Below are 15,846 nucleotides of genomic sequence, written 5' to 3'. Positions count from 1 at the left end.
AAGATCATAAAGGATTCACGCGGAATAGACAAACTCAAGATAAATCCTCTATCAGTCCTCCATCATGTCGCCTTGTGGCGGAGAGGCAAAGAAGTTGAGTACATCTTGCTTTCTGGCTTGCGTGTCTTTGCGACCTAGTTCAATTAGCTCCCGGGTGTAACTCGATTCAAATAACAAATACGAAGCCAGTGCAGAACCACGTGCCTCGGTCGCGCCGATACCACCCAACATCGTGCGTACCGGTAATGGCAGACTGTGCGTATGCCGATTTGCGATATCGTCAAGTCGCTCCGAAGGTGCAATCACCAGTAAATCCAATGGTCTGAGCGGTGTTTTCTCTAAAAATTCAGGAGGTAACATCGACAAAGTTTTGTTAATACGCATGAGTCGTTCAATATCCACTGCAAGGCTATCAAGAAAAATACTTGATAAAGCATGCCCTGCAATTTGCGCCAGACTAGGATAGCGCGCCACTTCGGTTCTGACTGAAGGTGGCTCTGCCAGACGTCCCGCACCGACGATAAGTATTTTTTGTGCGCCGAGATGAATTGCCGGAGAAATTGGCGCTAACTGGCGCATGGAACCGTCGCCGCAATACTCTAATTGACCACCCCAATTTAAGGGTACGGCCGGAAAAATAAACGGAATCGCTGACGAGGCCATCAGATGTGGAATTGCAATAAAATCCCTTTGCGCCAGGCGCTGACTTCTGACCCAAGGCTCAATATCGGCCAGGGTTTGATAAAAAGTCAGATGTTGTCCTGCCGTATAGGAAGAAGCAGTCACTGCCAAAGCGCGTAAGCTTCCGCTTTGAAATGCTGAATCCAGACGCGGCAAATCAAGCATGCGGTTTAACAGATCTTCTAGTGGCGAGTTATCCAGCAGAGAGTTTGGTGGCGACTTACGCCATTTATTCAACAGCCAACCAAATGACCACAGCGACAACCACCGCGCACCGCTTCGAATAACGCCAAGCGAGTCAGCGCGATAGACCTGTGCAGCATCAAAGTTTTCCCAAATGCTTAACACATTGGCGATGGATTCACCAAAATGGTCTGCACGGCAAGCGAGGGCGGTGGCATTGATCGCCCCCGCCGAGGTGCCGCAAATAATACCAAATGGATTCGTTTCGGACTTCCAGGAAGCCTCGATTAATATCTTAGAAATCTCGGACAAAACACCGACCTGGTAAGCAGCACGAGCGCCGCCGCCAGTCAGAATTAATCCCGTTGTTGCGTTGTGACTCATTCGACTCCAATAAAAAAGGGCAAATCGAGATTTGCCCTAGTGTATTAGCCTGCTAAGAAATTGTCATGCTGCATTGCCGTTCGAAATTGTGATTGATTGTCAAAAACAACAATCGACAATAGCCTGTTTATTTTGGCTGCATCCGAATTGCGCCGTCGAGACGTATTGTTTCGCCATTCATCATCACGTTTTCGATGATGGTTTTCGACAGGTGCGCATATTCTTCCGGTTTGCCGAGGCGTGGTGGGAACGGCACCATTTTTCCGAGAGCGTCTTGCACTTCTTGCGGCATGCCCAATAACATTGGCGTTTCGAAAATACCTGGTGCAATCGTCATCACCCGAATACCGCTGCGAGACAAGTCGCGTGCCATCGGCAGCGTCAAACCAACCACAGCTGCTTTAGAAGAGGCATATGCAGCCTGACCAATTTGTCCATCATATGCAGCAACTGATGCGGTATTAATGATTACGCCACGTTCACCTTGTTCTGTTGGCTCCATTTTCCCCATCGCATCGGCAGCCAGACGGCACATGTTGAAAGTGCCGATCAGATTGATATTCACAACACGTTGGAATACATCGAGTGGATGCGGACCATCTTTACCGACGGTTTTGATTGCCGGAGCAACGCCAGCACAATTCACCAGACCGCGCACCGCGCCCATTGCCAAAGCTGCGTCAACAACCGCTTTGCCATCGGCTTCGGAAGTTACGTCACATTTCACAAATTTACCGCCCAATTCAGCTGCCAACTTTTCACCAGCTTCAACCTGAACGTCGGCTAAAACAACTTTACCGCCGTTTGCCACGATCATTTTTGCGGTTGCTGCACCAAGGCCGGAGGCACCGCCAGTGATAATAAATACGCCATTCTGAATTTGCATGTTCTGTCTCTTTTCCGTTCGCTGAATAATGAAATAAATTCGCAGTGTTTGGGTTTAATCACCCGACCACCTGCACAGTCTGCTTAATATTGGCTTAGGTTGCCCTAGCTCGCGTTTATCTTAGCGTCTTCGCGTCAAAATAAACAGTTACGCATACGGTCATCGCATATTACGTTTACGTAAACGTCACATCTGTATTATTGCATCTAATTTTTGCGATGGAAATAAAAAAAGATGGCTAACGAGGCGTTTGCCATCTTTTTATTCGCGCACGATTTCGCGTTCAATTTCCTTTGAAACAATAATGAATACGTCAGCAGGATTATTGCTTGAGCACTGGAGTGGTTGCTTTAGCGTCTTTCAATGGTACGGATGAGAGCAAAGTGCTAACTTTAGCTGCCACCGGTAAGTCAGAACTCGCCGCATTGACAGCCACAGATTGTGTCGAAGCGGCGCTGAATAATGTCGTTCCAGTTGCGGGTAACAATGGGACTAGCAGCAAAGCAACAATATTGATAATTTTAATCAGAGGATTGACTGCTGGCCCTGCTGTGTCTTTGTAGGGATCGCCGACGGTGTCACCAGTCACCGCCGCTTTGTGCGCCTCGGAACCTTTGCCGCCAAAGTGACCATCTTCTATGTACTTTTTAGCATTATCCCAGGCACCGCCACCTGTTGTCATAGAAATCGCGACAAACAAACCTGTAACAATGGTTCCCATTAGCAAGCCACCCAAAGCTGCTGGCCCCAGCAAAAGCCCCACCAGAATCGGCACGATCACCGGTAACAAGGAAGGCAGGATCATTTCTTTGATCGCTGAGGTGGTCAGCATATCTACCGCTTTATCGTACTCAGGCTTACCCGTACCATCCATGATACCTTTGATTTCTTTGAACTGGCGACGCACTTCAACCACAACGGCACCGGCAGCACGCCCTACCGCCTCCATTGCCATCGCGCCGAACAGATAAGGAATCAAACCACCGATAAATAAGCCAACGATGACTTGCGGATTGGATAAATCAAACGAGGTCGATTTGCCGACCGAATCCAGCGCATGCGTATAGTCGGCAAATAATACGAGCGCCGCTAAGCCAGCAGAACCAATCGCATAACCTTTTGTGACAGCCTTAGTCGTATTACCTACGGCATCAAGCGGATCAGTAATAGCCCGTACTGAAGCTGGCATTTCCGCCATTTCGGCGATACCGCCCGCATTGTCCGTAATCGGGCCATAGGCATCAAGTGCGACAATAATCCCAGCCATCGACAACATGGCTGTCGCTGCAATCGCAATGCCGTAGAGACCTGCTAATGAATACGACACCAGAATCGCCGCACAGACTGCTAATACTGGCCACGCCGTTGATTTCATCGATACGCCAAGACCGGCAATAATATTCGTACCATGACCTGTGGTAGAGGCTTGCGCCACATGCTGTACGGGTTTGAAATCAGTACCGGTATAGTATTCGGTGATGTAGACCATCAAGCCCGTCAGCACAATACCCACAACAGTTGCGCCCATCATTTTGTAGCGCATCGCATCGTCTGGCCATACTTGCCAGGTCACGATAGCGAAGCCGATCAATGACAAACCAGCCGCCCACCATAAACCGGTGTACAGCGCCGACATGATTTTTTTACCAGGTTTGGCTTTGACTGCTGAACAACCGACGATAGAAGCAAGAATAGACACCGCGCCTAACAACAAAGGATACACAATCGCTTCTGTGACCGCATTGGTGATGACAAGCGCGCCCAATAACATGGTGGCGATCAGCGTGACGACGTAGGTTTCAAACAAATCCGCCGCCATACCCGCACAATCGCCGACGTTATCGCCGACATTATCTGCAATCACTGCTGGATTACGCGGATCATCTTCAGGAATACCTGCCTCGACTTTACCAACCAGATCGGCGCCAACATCCGCGCCTTTGGTAAAAATACCGCCACCAAGTCTGGCAAAAATAGATATCAGGGAAGCGCCGAAAGCCAGACCAATTAAGGGTTTGATGACATCATGTTGGGACAGAACCTGTCCAGCTGCATTTGATGCTGAACTCACCAACACCCAATAAAAAATGGTCACGCCTAGTAAGCCCAGACCGACCACCAACATGCCAGTGATAGCGCCACCGCGAAACGCTACATCCAGCGCTTCGTTCATGCCTTTAGTCGCAGCTTGAGCGGTACGCACATTGGCGCGCACAGAAACGTTCATCCCGATGAAACCACAAGCACCAGATAAGACCGCACCGATCAGAAAACCAACGGCCGTGGTCAGTCCTAAACCAGGAATCGCCGCAATCGCGATAAAAAGAATAATACCGACCATCGCAATGGTGCGGTATTGTCTGGCGAGATAAGCTGCCGCTCCCTGCTGAATCGCCGCAGCAATTTCCTGCATGCGTGGGTTACCAGCATCCTGACGCAAAATCCAACTACGTGAGACCAGACCGTAGAGCACGGCAACCACGCCGCATGCGATGACGAACCAAAGACTTGCTGTCATGTTGACTCCTCCTATTGTTATTGTCGGCCCACCTTATGAGTGCGGCTGACTTTTTGACGACAAAGTAAAACCAGATAAAACAAGACCATTTCTTCTTTGCTACACTTCAATCGCATCCAGCGATCAAACGTGCAGATAAAAAGCACTGCAAACCTCATTTACCAGCAATCTGCCGCCCAATAAAAGGCGTAAAAAAAAGCGGACATTCAGTCCGCTTTTTTTTATTCTGCTAATGCTGCAAATGCGCTGTCGCGTATCGTTTCAACCGGACCAACACCTGCAATCTTGCGATATTTAGGTGCACCTGGCTGACCAGATTTTGCCCAGTCCCCATAGTAACCAACCAATACTTTGGTTTGATCGTGGTAGACAGCTAAACGCTTTTTGACAGTTTCTTCTTTGTCGTCATCACGCTGAATCAGATCTTCGCCTGTTTCGTCGTCTTTACCTTCGACTTTTGGCGGATTAAATTTAACGTGATAGCTGCGACCAGAAGCTGGATGCACGCGACGACCACTCATACGGTCAACGATGGCTTCATCTGGTACGTCAATTTCCAACACGTAATCGATGTGAACGCCAGCGTCCTTCATTGCGTCAGCTTGAGGAATCGTACGCGGAAAACCGTCGAACAAGTAACCGTTGGCGCAATCAGCCTGTTTGAGTCGATCTTTGACCAGACCAATGATAATATCATCCGACACCAAACCACCAGCATCCATCACTTTTTTAGCTTCCAGACCCAATGGCGTGCCAGCTTTCACTGCTGCACGTAACATGTCGCCGGTAGAAATTTGTGGAATATTGAATTTTTCTTTGATGTAATTGGCTTGAGTGCCTTTGCCAGCACCTGGTGCTCCCAATAAAATAAGACGCATTTTCTATTTCCTAAGACGAGTTTGAATTTATTTTGGGCATGTACCAAGCAGGTACATACTGAATTTTTACTGCTTTTATTTGCACTTCACTTTTTTTCAGCACGTATTTATTTTTTCTTTTGGCGCTGAAAAGTCAGTAATAGCACAGTTTCTTTTCACGAAACTTACCACAATTTTCTGCATTATTGATGCTTTAGCATGAAATCGTGGCGAAGTTCTTTAATTTTTTAAACAATTTTTGAGAAAAATTGCCTGACTTTTTCTAAATCTTCGGCAGTATCCACCCCTGGCGCCGGGCTAGCAGTGGTCACATGCACCGCAATAGAGTAGCCATGCCACAATACACGCAACTGTTCTAAGGCTTCGATTTGCTCCAAAGGCGATACCTCGAGCTGCGGATATTTTTTTAGAAAATCGTTGCGGTAAGCATACAACCCGATGTGGCGCAAAGGCTGATACTCCGTTGGAAAACGCTGACGATTGGCAACCAAGCCATCAGCAAATCCATCGCGGTGCCACGGAATTGTCGCTCTGGAAAAATACAAAGCACGTGCCTGCTTATCCAAAACTACCTTCACCACGTTTGGATTGAATGCATCCTGCACATCATGAATAGGATGCGCAGCCGTTGCCATAGGAACAGTCGCATTGACCAAGGCAGCCGTGGCCGCAATCAACGCAGGGTCAATCAAAGGTTCATCGCCTTGCACATTCACCACCACAGCATCGTCAGCCAAATTCATGCGAGCGGCGACTTCGGCAATCCTATCTGTACCAGACGGATGATCTGCACGGGTCATGCAGACCGGGATACCATGCGCTTCGCAAGCCGCCACAATATCCGCATGGTCAGTCGCCACCATAATGGCACTGGCACCGGAAGCCAGTGCACGTTCCGCGGTGCGGACTACCATGGGCTTACCAGCAATGTCTGCCAAGGGCTTGTTAGGAAGACGACTCGAAGCGAGACGGGCGGGAATAATGGCAACAAAACTCATGCGGGATTCCTGATTTCTTTCAAATTATCGTGCGTCGATTTCTTCCGTCGTCAGCGTGCGCGCCTGTTCCGCCCACATGATAGGAATATCATCACGAACCGGAAATGCCATTTTGTCGCCATAGCAAATCAATTCTTGCGCAGTTTTGTTATACACCAATGGTCCCTTGCATAAAGGGCAAACTAAAACATCAAGCAGGCGAGCGTCCATGCTTTTTCTCCGAAATCATTTGTAGAAGGTCAGTCGCAAAACCGCTATCAAGTTGTGCCAGTACCGGCACGACCCAGATCCGCGCATCGTTTTGCAACACTGGAATTTGACGACATTTTACTGCATCCTTTTCTGTGATCAGAATGCAATCGGCATCTATCTGCATAAAAGTCTGCGCATCGAACTCAAAATGGTCAGCTAAAGGCAGACTTGAGCACCTCAGTCCGGCGGCACTTAACATACTAAAAAATCGTTGGGGGTTACCAATACCTGCTGCTGCAACCATTTTTTCAGCACGCAAGTCTGTTAGCGGTTTGCGTACTTTTGGGTCGCACAGTTGATAGACGTGCTGTGGCAATAACTGCATACGCACCGTATCTGCAGGCATACCAGGAACACTGGCCAATGGCACATCAGTCCCAGCATTGAGCACCGTGAAGTCGCGCCGACGCTGCACAGGTTCGCGCAGAGGCCCGGCAGGCAGCATCCAACCATTGCCCGTGCCGCGCTGATCAAACAGCATGATTTCAATATCTCTGGCAAGAAAATAATGCTGCAAGCCATCGTCAGCAACTAACACATCGATTTCCGGGCGTGTTGCCAACAAACAGCGTGCAACGGCCACACGGTCACGCCCTACTGCGACCGGCACATTGGTGTACTGTGCAATCAGCAAAGGCTCGTCACCCACTTGCGATGCCTGCGACGCGGTGTCCAGTACGACCACACTGTCAGCATGCGCGCCATAACCGCGAGAAATGACACCGGGATTGAAACCAGCAGCCTGCAATTGCTGCACCAGCCAGATGACCAAAGGCGTTTTCCCAGTCCCGCCGACAAAAATATTGCCGACCACCACCACCGGCACTTCGACTCTGGTCTGTGGTTTGTAACCAAGTACGAACAAGCCAAAGCGGAATGAAACGATTAATTGAAATAACCTGGACAATGGCCATAAAGCGCAAGCCCAAAGACCACGCTTTTGCCAATTTCTCATGATCCATGACTGTAGCCATGATTGTAGCGAGGAGCCCAAACGCGCTTGCATGCAAATACCTACCCACATTCCCGGAAAAAACTTACTCCCCGGCAGTATTACTATAAAAATTTAATCTCGCATTGAAATTAAACAATCTCAGAGCAACAAAACCAGATACTCCCGCCCTCTTTTTGCAATCGCTTCAGAGAAAAGGCCATCTGGTTTTGAATTATTAACTGCATTTTTTGCAAGTTGCTCACGTAAGCGTGCTCTAACTCGCCTTATTTAGGACTCGAAGCCTGCGCAGCAAACGTGACTTTCGCCATGCCTGCAATGCGGGCCGCTTCCAGCACATCAATGACTGACTGATGCGTGGTTGCGCGATCTGCGTTGATGATCACAATCGGGTCAGGTCGAACGCCAGTCTTGCCTTCATCCAAAGCAGCAGCGGCTTTTTTGAGATCATCTGCCAAGGTAGCCGTATCCAAAAAAGAAACGGCCTGGTCATTGATCTTATAACGCCCCTGAGCATCAATACCGATGTTAATCTGATTCGGCTTGGTATCTTGCGCTTTCTCAGCATCAGCAGTTGGCAGCGTGATTTGTAATTCGGTAAAACGACTATAGGTCGTTGTGACCATCAGAAAAATCAATATCACCAGCAACACGTCAATAAACGGGATCAGGTTGATTTCAGGCTCTTCCCTGCCCTTTCCTTTACGAAAGTTCATGCTTACTTCCTGGCGCTGTGAACAACATCAACAAATTTGACCGCTTGCTGTTCCATATCGACCACCAGACTGTCAACCAGAGCACGGAAATGACGATAAGCAACCAGAGATGGCATCGCAATCAACAAACCAAAACCAGTGTTATACAAGGCCACCGAAATACCATGCGCCAATTGCGCCGGATTGGCCCCCGTTGCGGTTTGAGAACCGAAAATTTCAATCATACCCACGACCGTACCAAACAAACCCATTAATGGCGCGAGTGAAGCGATCGTGCCTAAGGTAGTCAAAAAGCGTTCCAACTCATGCGCCACAGCACTACCCGCTTCTTCTATCGATTCTTTCATTACTTCGCGCGGCGCACTGACGTTGCGCAAGCCTGCCGCCAGTACTTTCCCTAACGGCGAATTACCCGCCAATTGATCAATCACTTCTGGTTTTATTTTACCGACCTGATAGACGCGTATTACCTCATCTAACAAAGTAGATGGCAAAATTTTATTTCTACGTAATGAAAGGCTACGTTCTATGATCAACGTCAAAGCGATCACAGAGGCAGTCAACAAAAGATAAATAGGCCAGCCGGCGGCTTGAATAATAGCGAACAAAGGTCACTCCTTGAAGGTTCAGAATTCCAACCCCGCAATGTAGCGTGTTGTGTGCCGTCGGGCAAGTGTACTTTGTTGATTTATCTTTCAACAACCGAAACACAATCAAAAACCAACGTTTTACACAAAAACTGTGCGCAAGCTTGTGGATAAGCTGTACAAATCGAGGTAAGCCTTTGAATTAAAAGACAATTAAGGTTTCGCTCAAGAATTAAGCAGGCTTTCCCGATGCAAAAAATGAGAAAAAACACTGAATTATTCACTTCTTTCTGCACACTTTGTGTGGATAAGCTTGTGCACAAGGCTGGCAAATATACATAAGCGTCTGATTTTAAAGTAATTTATACCTCTGCAAATAATTTAATCAAAAGCCTGTTTCGAGAGGATTTCCGCTCAAAAATAAAGCAAAATTTCGACATGGGGATAAATCTGTTTGTTTTTCACAAATTATGTGGATAACGTTGTGCAAAAGCTGAAACTATTCACTTAATCAATTGATTTATATAGATAATTCAATACCGCCCATTTTTTAAGCAAAGCTAGTTTTATACACAAAAAAGCACTTTTAGATATTAAAAATATAACTTTTAAAGCATCTCCATTGAATAAGCCTGAGCTTTTGCACAAATAATGTGGACAAGATTGTGAAAAAGCTGAGGAGATCAAATTAAGTATATGATTTATATGACTAATTTTACAGAGCTTAAATTTTAAGCAGAAGCACGAATAAAGCTTTATTGTGAGTAACTTTGAAATCACCAACATTTTTTATGGAAATTTCCGATTTTCTACACAATATTTGTGGATAACGTTGTGTAGAAGCCGATTATAAGTAGTTAAGTAACTGATTTTATTAACGTTTCTATTACTGCATAGATTTTAATCAATCCACAAAATCCAGAACTCCGGCGAAGATATCCACTGTTTATGCACCAATTCTGTGGATAAGTTTGTGCACAAGGCACTTGATAAGCTGCAAAGCCCTTGATTTGTAAGGAAATTTTCATATTGCTCAAGTTATTTGCATTTGAAAAACCAATGAAAATCAATAACTTATAGAAGATATTTGCATTTGTTTTGACATCTGTAGCACACAATGACATCCTGATGACCATTTCACGCTTCTGTGGAAAGCTTTTTTGTTTTTTCATCTGATGAATACTGACTTTCGTTCACTGAACTCAAACGCCACGCCATCTGTCTTGACAGTTTCAGCGCTCAACAACGCCGTTGCACAGTTGTTGGAGCGAAATATGCCACTGACATGGGTTTCCGGCGAGATTTCCAATTTCACCCGCGCCGCCTCTGGGCATTGGTACTTCACCCTCAAGGATAATGCGGCCCAGGTGCGTGCTGTGATGTTCCGCGGCCGCGCCCAGTATGCAGACTTCCAGCCACGTGAAGGTGACAAGGTCGAAGTCAGAGCATTAGTGACACTATACGCCCCGCGTGGCGACTACCAACTGAGCGTCGAAGCTATCCGGCGCGCCGGTGTGGGCAATTTGTACGAGGCTTTCTTAAGATTAAAAGCACAACTGACACAAGAAGGCTTGTTCGACCCGGAACGCAAACGCGGTTTGCCTGTATTTCCCAAGACCGTTGGCATCGTGACCAGCCCACAAGCAGCGGCGCTAAGGGATATTCTGACAGCCCTGAGGCGCCGCGCGCCGCATGTGAATGTGATTTTGTACCCCACTCCGGTACAGGGCGACGGCGCAGGCAACAAGATTGCCCAGGCGATTGCCACCGCCGCTGACCGCGCCGAATGCGACGTGCTGTTGGTCTGCCGTGGTGGTGGCAGCATTGAGGACTTGTGGGCGTTTAATGAGGAAATCGTCGCCCGCACGATTGCGCATAGCCCGATCCCCGTGATCGCTGGTATCGGTCATGAAACCGATTTTACGATTGCCGATTTTGCTGCCGATCTGCGCGCCGCGACCCCAACAGCCGCAGCCGAACTGGCCGTCACGCCACGCATTGAATGGTTGGCTCAATTGCAAAGGCAACAAGAGCATCTGCAACGTAGCATGCAAAGGCAAATGGCGACCCAAAGCCAGACGCTGGACTGGTTGTCACGCCGTTTATTGAGTCCCAAAGCGGCGATTGCCGCCAAACGCCAGCAATTGCAGCAAAGTGCACAAAGTCTGCGTTACGCGAGTGAAATGCCGTTGCAACGTGCACAACATCAACTACAGCAACTACAACAGCGCTGGCATACGGCGCGCCCTGACCCGGACAGGCCACGTCAATTGCTTCTGGACTGGCAACGGCGTATGACCCAGGCGCAACAACAAGGCATACGCCAGCGCCAGCAAAGCCTGGCGGGCTTACAAGCACAATTAGAGCTGCTAAACCCGCAACGCACGCTGGAACGTGGTTACGCCATTCTCAGTGATAAACATGGCAAGGCGTTGCGTTCAAGCACTGAGCTGCAAGCGAATACACTGCTCCACGTCAGACTCGCACAAGGCAGCGCGGACATTAGCGTGACTAGCGTACAGCAAAGCCTGACCGATTAAAAATTGCGCTTTGGCCAGATAGTGAAAAGACAGAGATAAAGGATTTTGATGTCGGGTAGCTGCAAGCTTTCGCACAAACGCTTACAATGACAGTTTAGCACCACGTATTTGCCGTTATTTCGACGGTAACCTCTGAAGAAAACTAAAGGACGCAACATGGAACATACCCTACCGGCATTGCCCTATGCACTGGACGCTCTGGCTCCGCACATCTCTCAAGAGACTCTGGAATACCACTACGGTAAACACCATCAGACTTACGTCACTAATCTGAACAACCTGATCAAAGGTACAGAATTCGAAAATTCCACATTGGAAGAAATCGTTAAGAAATCTTCGGCTGGTATTTTCAACAATGCAGCGCAAATCTGGAACCACACATTCTACTGGAACGGCCTGAAACCAAACGGCGGCGGCGCTCCAGCTGGTGCATTGGCAGCAGCTATCGACGCAAAATGGGGTTCTTTTGACGCATTCAAAGAAGCATTCACTAAATCCTGCATCGGCAACTTTGGTTCTTCCTGGACATGGTTGGTGAAAAAAGCGGACGGTACACTCGACATCGTCAACACATCTAACGCAGCAACACCGTTGACAACAACAGACAAGCCACTGATCACTTGCGATCTGTGGGAACATGCTTACTACATCGACTACCGGAATGCACGTCCAAAATACCTGGAAGCATTCTGGGCATTGGCAAACTGGGATTTCGCCGCAGCAAACCTGGCGTAATTCTGATCATTTCGGTGCCCACACCGGAATCGATGAAAAAAACCTGCGTATGCAAAAGCATCGCAGGTTTTTTTTCATCTATCGTCTGAAGTATTTATGCGAATATTTAACGATGCACACATTCAAAAAAATTATTTCGAGACAGTTTTAACATGACAACATCTGGCAGCTCCTTTTTGCATCGCTCCTTACCCGGCGTATTTATTTTTATTTGGGCATCTGGCTTTGTCGCTGCCAAGTATGGTCTCCCCTATGCCGAGCCACTGACCTTTCTCAGCATGCGCTATCTTGGCGTCGTGATCCTGATGTTGACACTGGCATTGATAATGCGGGCACCGTGGCCTGCCCGTAAAGAATGGCTACCGATAGCGATTGCGGGCGTACTGATGCAGGCAGTCTACCTTGGTGGCATCTGGTGTGCGGTCAAATTGGGCATGCCCGCTGGCATGGCGGCGTTGATCGCCAATACCCAACCAATCCTGACTGCCATCATGGGTCCGATCATTGGTGAGCGCATTCGTGGCAGGCAATGGCTGGGGCTGGCTTTTGGTATCGCTGGCGTCGGACTCGTCGTCGCGAATAAAATATCCGTGGTGCATCTGTCAGTGGCAAGCGTAGCGCTGGCGATCATGGCGCTCTTGGCGATGACATCCGGCACGATTTACCAAAAAAAGACGTGTCCGTCTTTTGATGTACGCACTGGTCAGGTGATCCAGTTTGGTGCCTCGTTGTTAGTGACGATTCCCCTTGCTTTGCTACTTGAAACACAAACGATTTTATGGACGTCGCATTTTTTTATCGCCATGGCATGGTCGATTTTCATCTTGTCTGGCGTTGGGATTTCCGTGTTATACGTGCTGATACGCCACGGTGAAGCAACCAAGGTGACTAGCTATATGTATCTGGTACCCGCGGTAACGGCACTCATGGCGTGGTTGATGTTTGGAGAAAAATTTACGCTGACGGCGGTGGTCGGGATGGTGATTGCGTTAATGGGTGTAGCTTTGGTGGTGCGGCCTGCGAGGTGAAGATTAGCTATAAATCTCTTTAAACGTAATGAAAGAGGATAACAACCAGGCTCATCAAAAATGAATTCGATGAGCCTGTTTCAATTTTCATTTACAGAAATCTGAGGTTGCCAACTTCAAAACAAGACATGAACTAATCACCTCTTCCGCGACGAATTCTGGCGGCCATGAATAGCATACCTATACCAACAATAACACCTATCCACAGATCAGACGTTGCAAAAATATCCCAAGACGACAAATCAGCCTTAAGCACAACATTTTGTATCGACGCTGGGAGTGATAGTGTTTGCTCATACTCAGTAAGATAATAGTGATAGCTCCACGAATCTGGAACAATGCTAAATACCCCCCGGAACAATAAGGCGTACGCAACATCCCTAACAAATTTCACACCTACCGCGTCATTTGCAAATGCTATACACGCGAAAACACCAACTGGAATCAGAATAGCCCACATACCAGGACGACTTTTTACCCACGATGAAACGAGTATCATCCAACCTATCGTAGGCAAAGCCCAAGCGACATATATAGGAAAGGACTTTAGCGTATTTCCTATCTGTCCCCATATTCCGTTACTACTGAAAACTAAAGAAAATAAACCTACACCATGAGCAGCATAAGCACCGCATAAGGCAAACATCGATATCAAGTTAGTCAGGACAAGAGTAAGCATTCCCATTAATGGAAAAAGAATCAGCGCAACAATGACTTTAGAAATCACCGTCAATTCGTCCGATACCGGCAAAGATTTCCAAAACAAAATACTGCGATCTTTTCTTTCATCGCTTAGGGATCCGGTTGCATACGAATACACCGCAAATACCATAAGGATAGAAAATAAAATTAATCCAGATGTAAAGTAGTGCCCCACTGCCGTTACCAAGTCATTCAACTGCACATCAGCCTGGAGATCTGCTTTGATTGCAGCATCTTTTAAACGAAATATGCCGGATAAAGTAAAGATCAAAATCAATCCAGCCAGAACCAAATTGGACCAGATTAACATTGCTTTATTTTCCCAGATCTCACGCTTCAATAACCATTTCAAGGTGGTCAGCTGTTTCATTATTTTGCTCCCTTCATCGTAGCGACAAACAAGTCCGCAATACTAGGCCGGCGTAGTTCGCCCAGCGCTTGCAATATGTCAGCGCCAACACCATCAAATAGCATCACGTTTTTGCCAAACATCGAACGTTGATCAATGGGATGCAATGCCTGCGCTTGTTCGACATGCATAGGGCTGACTGCCACTTCGATGAAACGTTGTTCGACTTCTTCCATACTTGCTGACAAGCTGATTTTTCCGTTTTGGATAAACAATAAATCAGTCAGAATATGCTCCACTTCTTCCACCTGATGCGTTGTGATGATGATGGTTTTGTTCTGATCAAAATAGTCTTCTAACAAATCCTGATAAAACTGTTTGCGGTACAAAATATCCAGCCCCAAAGTCGGTTCATCAAGCACTAATAATTTGGCATCAATTGCCATCACTAAAGCCAGATGCAATTGCACCACCATGCCTTTCGACATGGATTTAACTTTCATCTCCGGTGTGAGTTTGGTCTTGGCTAAAAAACGTTGTGCTTTGTCACGATTAAATTTGGAATGCACACCTTCGACAAAATCGACTGCATCTTTAACTTTGAGCCATGACGGTAAAATCGCCACGTCAGCAATGAAGCAAATTTCCTCCATCAAAGCATCACGTTGGGTGTGCGGATTGAGGCCCAGCACGCTGAGTTCACCTTCATACGAAGTCAGCCCTAAAATTGCTTTCAAAGTCGTGGTTTTGCCTGAACCATTCGGGCCGATCAAGCCGACGATGCGTCCAGACGGAATATCAAAACTGATTCCATCTACGGCGACTTGCTTGCCATAGGTTTTACGCAAGTGTTTTGCTGAAACTACCGCATTCATTCTTGTTCTCCTTGTCGGTCTGGTGCTACTTGGGATACGTTAAGGCCAGGCATTAAATCATCGAGGGGCAAACCCAAGCGACGAATACGTTGGCATGTCGCAGGCCATTCTTCTTTTAAAAAACGTTCTCGTTCAGAAATCAATAATCGCTCAAACGCATTGTCGGTAACGAACATACCTACACCGCGCCGTTTTTCTACCAGTTCTTGTTCCAATAATTCCTGATACGCTTTTGAGACGGTGATCGGGTTAATCTGGTATTCGGTCGCGACTTGTCGCACCGAAGGCACAGCATCGCCCGGTTTTAAAATCCCATCGAGTATCATCGACAGGACCTTTTGCTTCAATTGCCGGTATATCGGCGATTGATCGTGCCAATCGACAGTCATACATCCCCCATAAGAATTTGACCTACACCGCAAACAATAGTCATCAGAACAGATCAAAGTTAGTGTTATACATAACCAACACACAAAATCACTATACATGAGCAAAAAATCAATTTCAACTTATTTCGTTAAAAGAATAATTTGCCTTAAAACCAATTCAGCAGACTTTCAACAGTCTCATAAAAATTAGTGA

16 protein-coding genes are annotated in these 15,846 nt (G+C 47.3%); 3 read left to right on the top strand and 13 right to left on the bottom strand.

Annotated elements, in window-relative coordinates; genetic code table 11:
* Nucleotides 1–51 precede the first annotated feature (51 nt).
* The 10 genes from H8K32_RS12910 to H8K32_RS12865 all read right to left on the bottom strand — a co-directional run bounded on the left by H8K32_RS12910 (nt 52) and on the right by H8K32_RS12865 (nt 10,207).
* The gene (locus H8K32_RS12910) at nt 52–1,248 is read right to left on the bottom strand and encodes a patatin-like phospholipase family protein (RefSeq protein WP_186912944.1); all 1,197 of its coding nucleotides are present in this window, start codon (nt 1,246–1,248) and stop codon (nt 52–54) included.
* 127 nt (nt 1,249–1,375) lie between these two features.
* Nucleotides 1,376–2,134: a 3-hydroxyacyl-CoA dehydrogenase gene (locus H8K32_RS12905; RefSeq protein ID WP_186912943.1), complete on the bottom strand. Its 759-nt coding sequence runs from the start codon at nt 2,132–2,134 to the stop codon at nt 1,376–1,378.
* A 322-nt stretch (nt 2,135–2,456) separates the two neighbouring features.
* Nucleotides 2,457–4,652 carry a sodium-translocating pyrophosphatase gene (locus tag H8K32_RS12900; protein WP_186912942.1) on the bottom strand — a complete coding sequence of 732 codons (2,196 nt, stop codon included), beginning with the start codon at nt 4,650–4,652 and terminating at the stop codon, nt 2,457–2,459.
* A gap of 221 nt (nt 4,653–4,873) precedes the next feature.
* Nucleotides 4,874–5,530, bottom strand: a complete 657-nt coding sequence (gene adk, locus H8K32_RS12895) for an adenylate kinase (RefSeq protein ID WP_186912941.1) — start codon at nt 5,528–5,530, stop codon at nt 4,874–4,876.
* Nucleotides 5,531–5,757: 227 nt separating this feature from the next.
* Nucleotides 5,758–6,528 carry a 3-deoxy-manno-octulosonate cytidylyltransferase gene (gene kdsB, locus H8K32_RS12890; protein WP_186912940.1) on the bottom strand — a complete coding sequence of 257 codons (771 nt, stop codon included), beginning with the start codon at nt 6,526–6,528 and terminating at the stop codon, nt 5,758–5,760.
* A gap of 24 nt (nt 6,529–6,552) precedes the next feature.
* The gene (locus tag H8K32_RS12885) at nt 6,553–6,738 is read right to left on the bottom strand and encodes a Trm112 family protein (protein WP_186912939.1); all 186 of its coding nucleotides are present in this window, start codon (nt 6,736–6,738) and stop codon (nt 6,553–6,555) included.
* The gene (gene lpxK / locus H8K32_RS12880; protein ID WP_246447342.1) at nt 6,719–7,735 is read right to left on the bottom strand and encodes a tetraacyldisaccharide 4'-kinase; all 1,017 of its coding nucleotides are present in this window, start codon (nt 7,733–7,735) and stop codon (nt 6,719–6,721) included. The genes H8K32_RS12885 and lpxK overlap by 20 nt, the downstream gene beginning before the upstream one ends.
* Nucleotides 7,736–7,998: 263 nt before the next feature.
* Nucleotides 7,999–8,448, bottom strand: coding sequence for an ExbD/TolR family protein (locus H8K32_RS12875; RefSeq protein ID WP_186912937.1), 450 nt, complete (start codon nt 8,446–8,448; stop codon nt 7,999–8,001).
* Between the two features lie 2 nt (nt 8,449–8,450).
* Entirely contained in the window at nt 8,451–9,056 is a 606-nt protein-coding gene (locus tag H8K32_RS12870) for a MotA/TolQ/ExbB proton channel family protein (protein WP_186912936.1), read from the bottom strand.
* An 836-nt stretch (nt 9,057–9,892) separates the two neighbouring features.
* Nucleotides 9,893–10,207, bottom strand: a complete 315-nt coding sequence (locus H8K32_RS12865; protein ID WP_186912935.1) for a hypothetical protein — start codon at nt 10,205–10,207, stop codon at nt 9,893–9,895.
* A gap of 3 nt (nt 10,208–10,210) precedes the next feature.
* Here H8K32_RS12865 and xseA point away from each other — a divergent pair, with 3 nt between their 5' ends.
* The 3 genes from xseA to H8K32_RS12850 all read left to right on the top strand — a co-directional run bounded on the left by xseA (nt 10,211) and on the right by H8K32_RS12850 (nt 13,338).
* On the top strand, nt 10,211–11,575 hold the full coding sequence (gene xseA, locus H8K32_RS12860; RefSeq protein ID WP_186912934.1) for an exodeoxyribonuclease VII large subunit: 1,365 nt from the start codon (nt 10,211–10,213) through the stop codon (nt 11,573–11,575).
* 156 nt (nt 11,576–11,731) lie between these two features.
* Complete coding sequence (gene sodB, locus H8K32_RS12855; protein ID WP_186912933.1) at nt 11,732–12,310, top strand: superoxide dismutase [Fe]; 579 nt, start codon at nt 11,732–11,734, stop codon at nt 12,308–12,310.
* A gap of 152 nt (nt 12,311–12,462) precedes the next feature.
* Nucleotides 12,463–13,338 (top strand): DMT family transporter, encoded by an 876-nt coding sequence (locus H8K32_RS12850; protein WP_186912932.1) that lies wholly within the window; start codon nt 12,463–12,465, stop codon nt 13,336–13,338.
* A 133-nt stretch (nt 13,339–13,471) separates the two neighbouring features.
* Here H8K32_RS12850 and H8K32_RS12845 read toward each other — a convergent pair whose 3' ends face one another.
* From H8K32_RS12845 to H8K32_RS12835, 3 genes are read right to left on the bottom strand one after another with little or no spacing between them, the layout of a single operon-like run.
* A complete protein-coding gene (locus H8K32_RS12845) occupies nt 13,472–14,410 on the bottom strand; it encodes an ABC-2 transporter permease (RefSeq protein ID WP_186912931.1) in 939 nt (312 codons plus the stop codon).
* Complete coding sequence (locus H8K32_RS12840) at nt 14,410–15,264, bottom strand: ABC transporter ATP-binding protein (RefSeq protein ID WP_186912930.1); 855 nt, start codon at nt 15,262–15,264, stop codon at nt 14,410–14,412. Before H8K32_RS12840 ends, H8K32_RS12845 begins: the two co-directional genes overlap by 1 nt.
* Complete coding sequence (locus tag H8K32_RS12835; protein ID WP_186912929.1) at nt 15,261–15,653, bottom strand: GntR family transcriptional regulator; 393 nt, start codon at nt 15,651–15,653, stop codon at nt 15,261–15,263. Before H8K32_RS12835 ends, H8K32_RS12840 begins: the two co-directional genes overlap by 4 nt.
* Nucleotides 15,654–15,846: the final 193 nt, after the last annotated feature.

This window comes from Cognatundibacterium jejuense, from assembly GCF_014284255.1.
Taxonomy (GTDB): Bacteria; Pseudomonadota; Gammaproteobacteria; order Burkholderiales; family Burkholderiaceae_D; genus Undibacterium; species Undibacterium jejuense.
This window is presented reverse-complemented; position numbering and strand designations above follow the sequence as displayed.

Bases quoted from the DNA above. Each gene is read 5' to 3' on its own strand.
- H8K32_RS12910 (WP_186912944.1), bottom strand. From the start codon at position 1,248: ATGAGTCACAACGCAACAACGGGATTAATTCTGACTGGCGGCGGCGCT.
- H8K32_RS12905 (WP_186912943.1), bottom strand. From the start codon at position 2,134: ATGCAAATTCAGAATGGCGTATTTATTATCACTGGCGGTGCCTCCGGC.
- H8K32_RS12900 (WP_186912942.1), bottom strand. From the start codon at position 4,652: ATGACAGCAAGTCTTTGGTTCGTCATCGCATGCGGCGTGGTTGCCGTG.
- adk (WP_186912941.1), bottom strand. From the start codon at position 5,530: ATGCGTCTTATTTTATTGGGAGCACCAGGTGCTGGCAAAGGCACTCAA.
- kdsB (WP_186912940.1), bottom strand. From the start codon at position 6,528: ATGAGTTTTGTTGCCATTATTCCCGCCCGTCTCGCTTCGAGTCGTCTT.
- H8K32_RS12885 (WP_186912939.1), bottom strand. From the start codon at position 6,738: ATGGACGCTCGCCTGCTTGATGTTTTAGTTTGCCCTTTATGCAAGGGA.
- lpxK (WP_246447342.1), bottom strand. From the start codon at position 7,735: ATGAGAAATTGGCAAAAGCGTGGTCTTTGGGCTTGCGCTTTATGGCCA.
- H8K32_RS12875 (WP_186912937.1), bottom strand. From the start codon at position 8,448: ATGAACTTTCGTAAAGGAAAGGGCAGGGAAGAGCCTGAAATCAACCTG.
- H8K32_RS12865 (WP_186912935.1), bottom strand. From the start codon at position 10,207: ATGAAAAAACAAAAAAGCTTTCCACAGAAGCGTGAAATGGTCATCAGG.
- xseA (WP_186912934.1), top strand. From the start codon at position 10,211: ATGAATACTGACTTTCGTTCACTGAACTCAAACGCCACGCCATCTGTC.
- sodB (WP_186912933.1), top strand. From the start codon at position 11,732: ATGGAACATACCCTACCGGCATTGCCCTATGCACTGGACGCTCTGGCT.
- H8K32_RS12850 (WP_186912932.1), top strand. From the start codon at position 12,463: ATGACAACATCTGGCAGCTCCTTTTTGCATCGCTCCTTACCCGGCGTA.
- H8K32_RS12845 (WP_186912931.1), bottom strand. From the start codon at position 14,410: ATGAAACAGCTGACCACCTTGAAATGGTTATTGAAGCGTGAGATCTGG.
- H8K32_RS12840 (WP_186912930.1), bottom strand. From the start codon at position 15,264: ATGAATGCGGTAGTTTCAGCAAAACACTTGCGTAAAACCTATGGCAAG.
- H8K32_RS12835 (WP_186912929.1), bottom strand. From the start codon at position 15,653: ATGACTGTCGATTGGCACGATCAATCGCCGATATACCGGCAATTGAAG.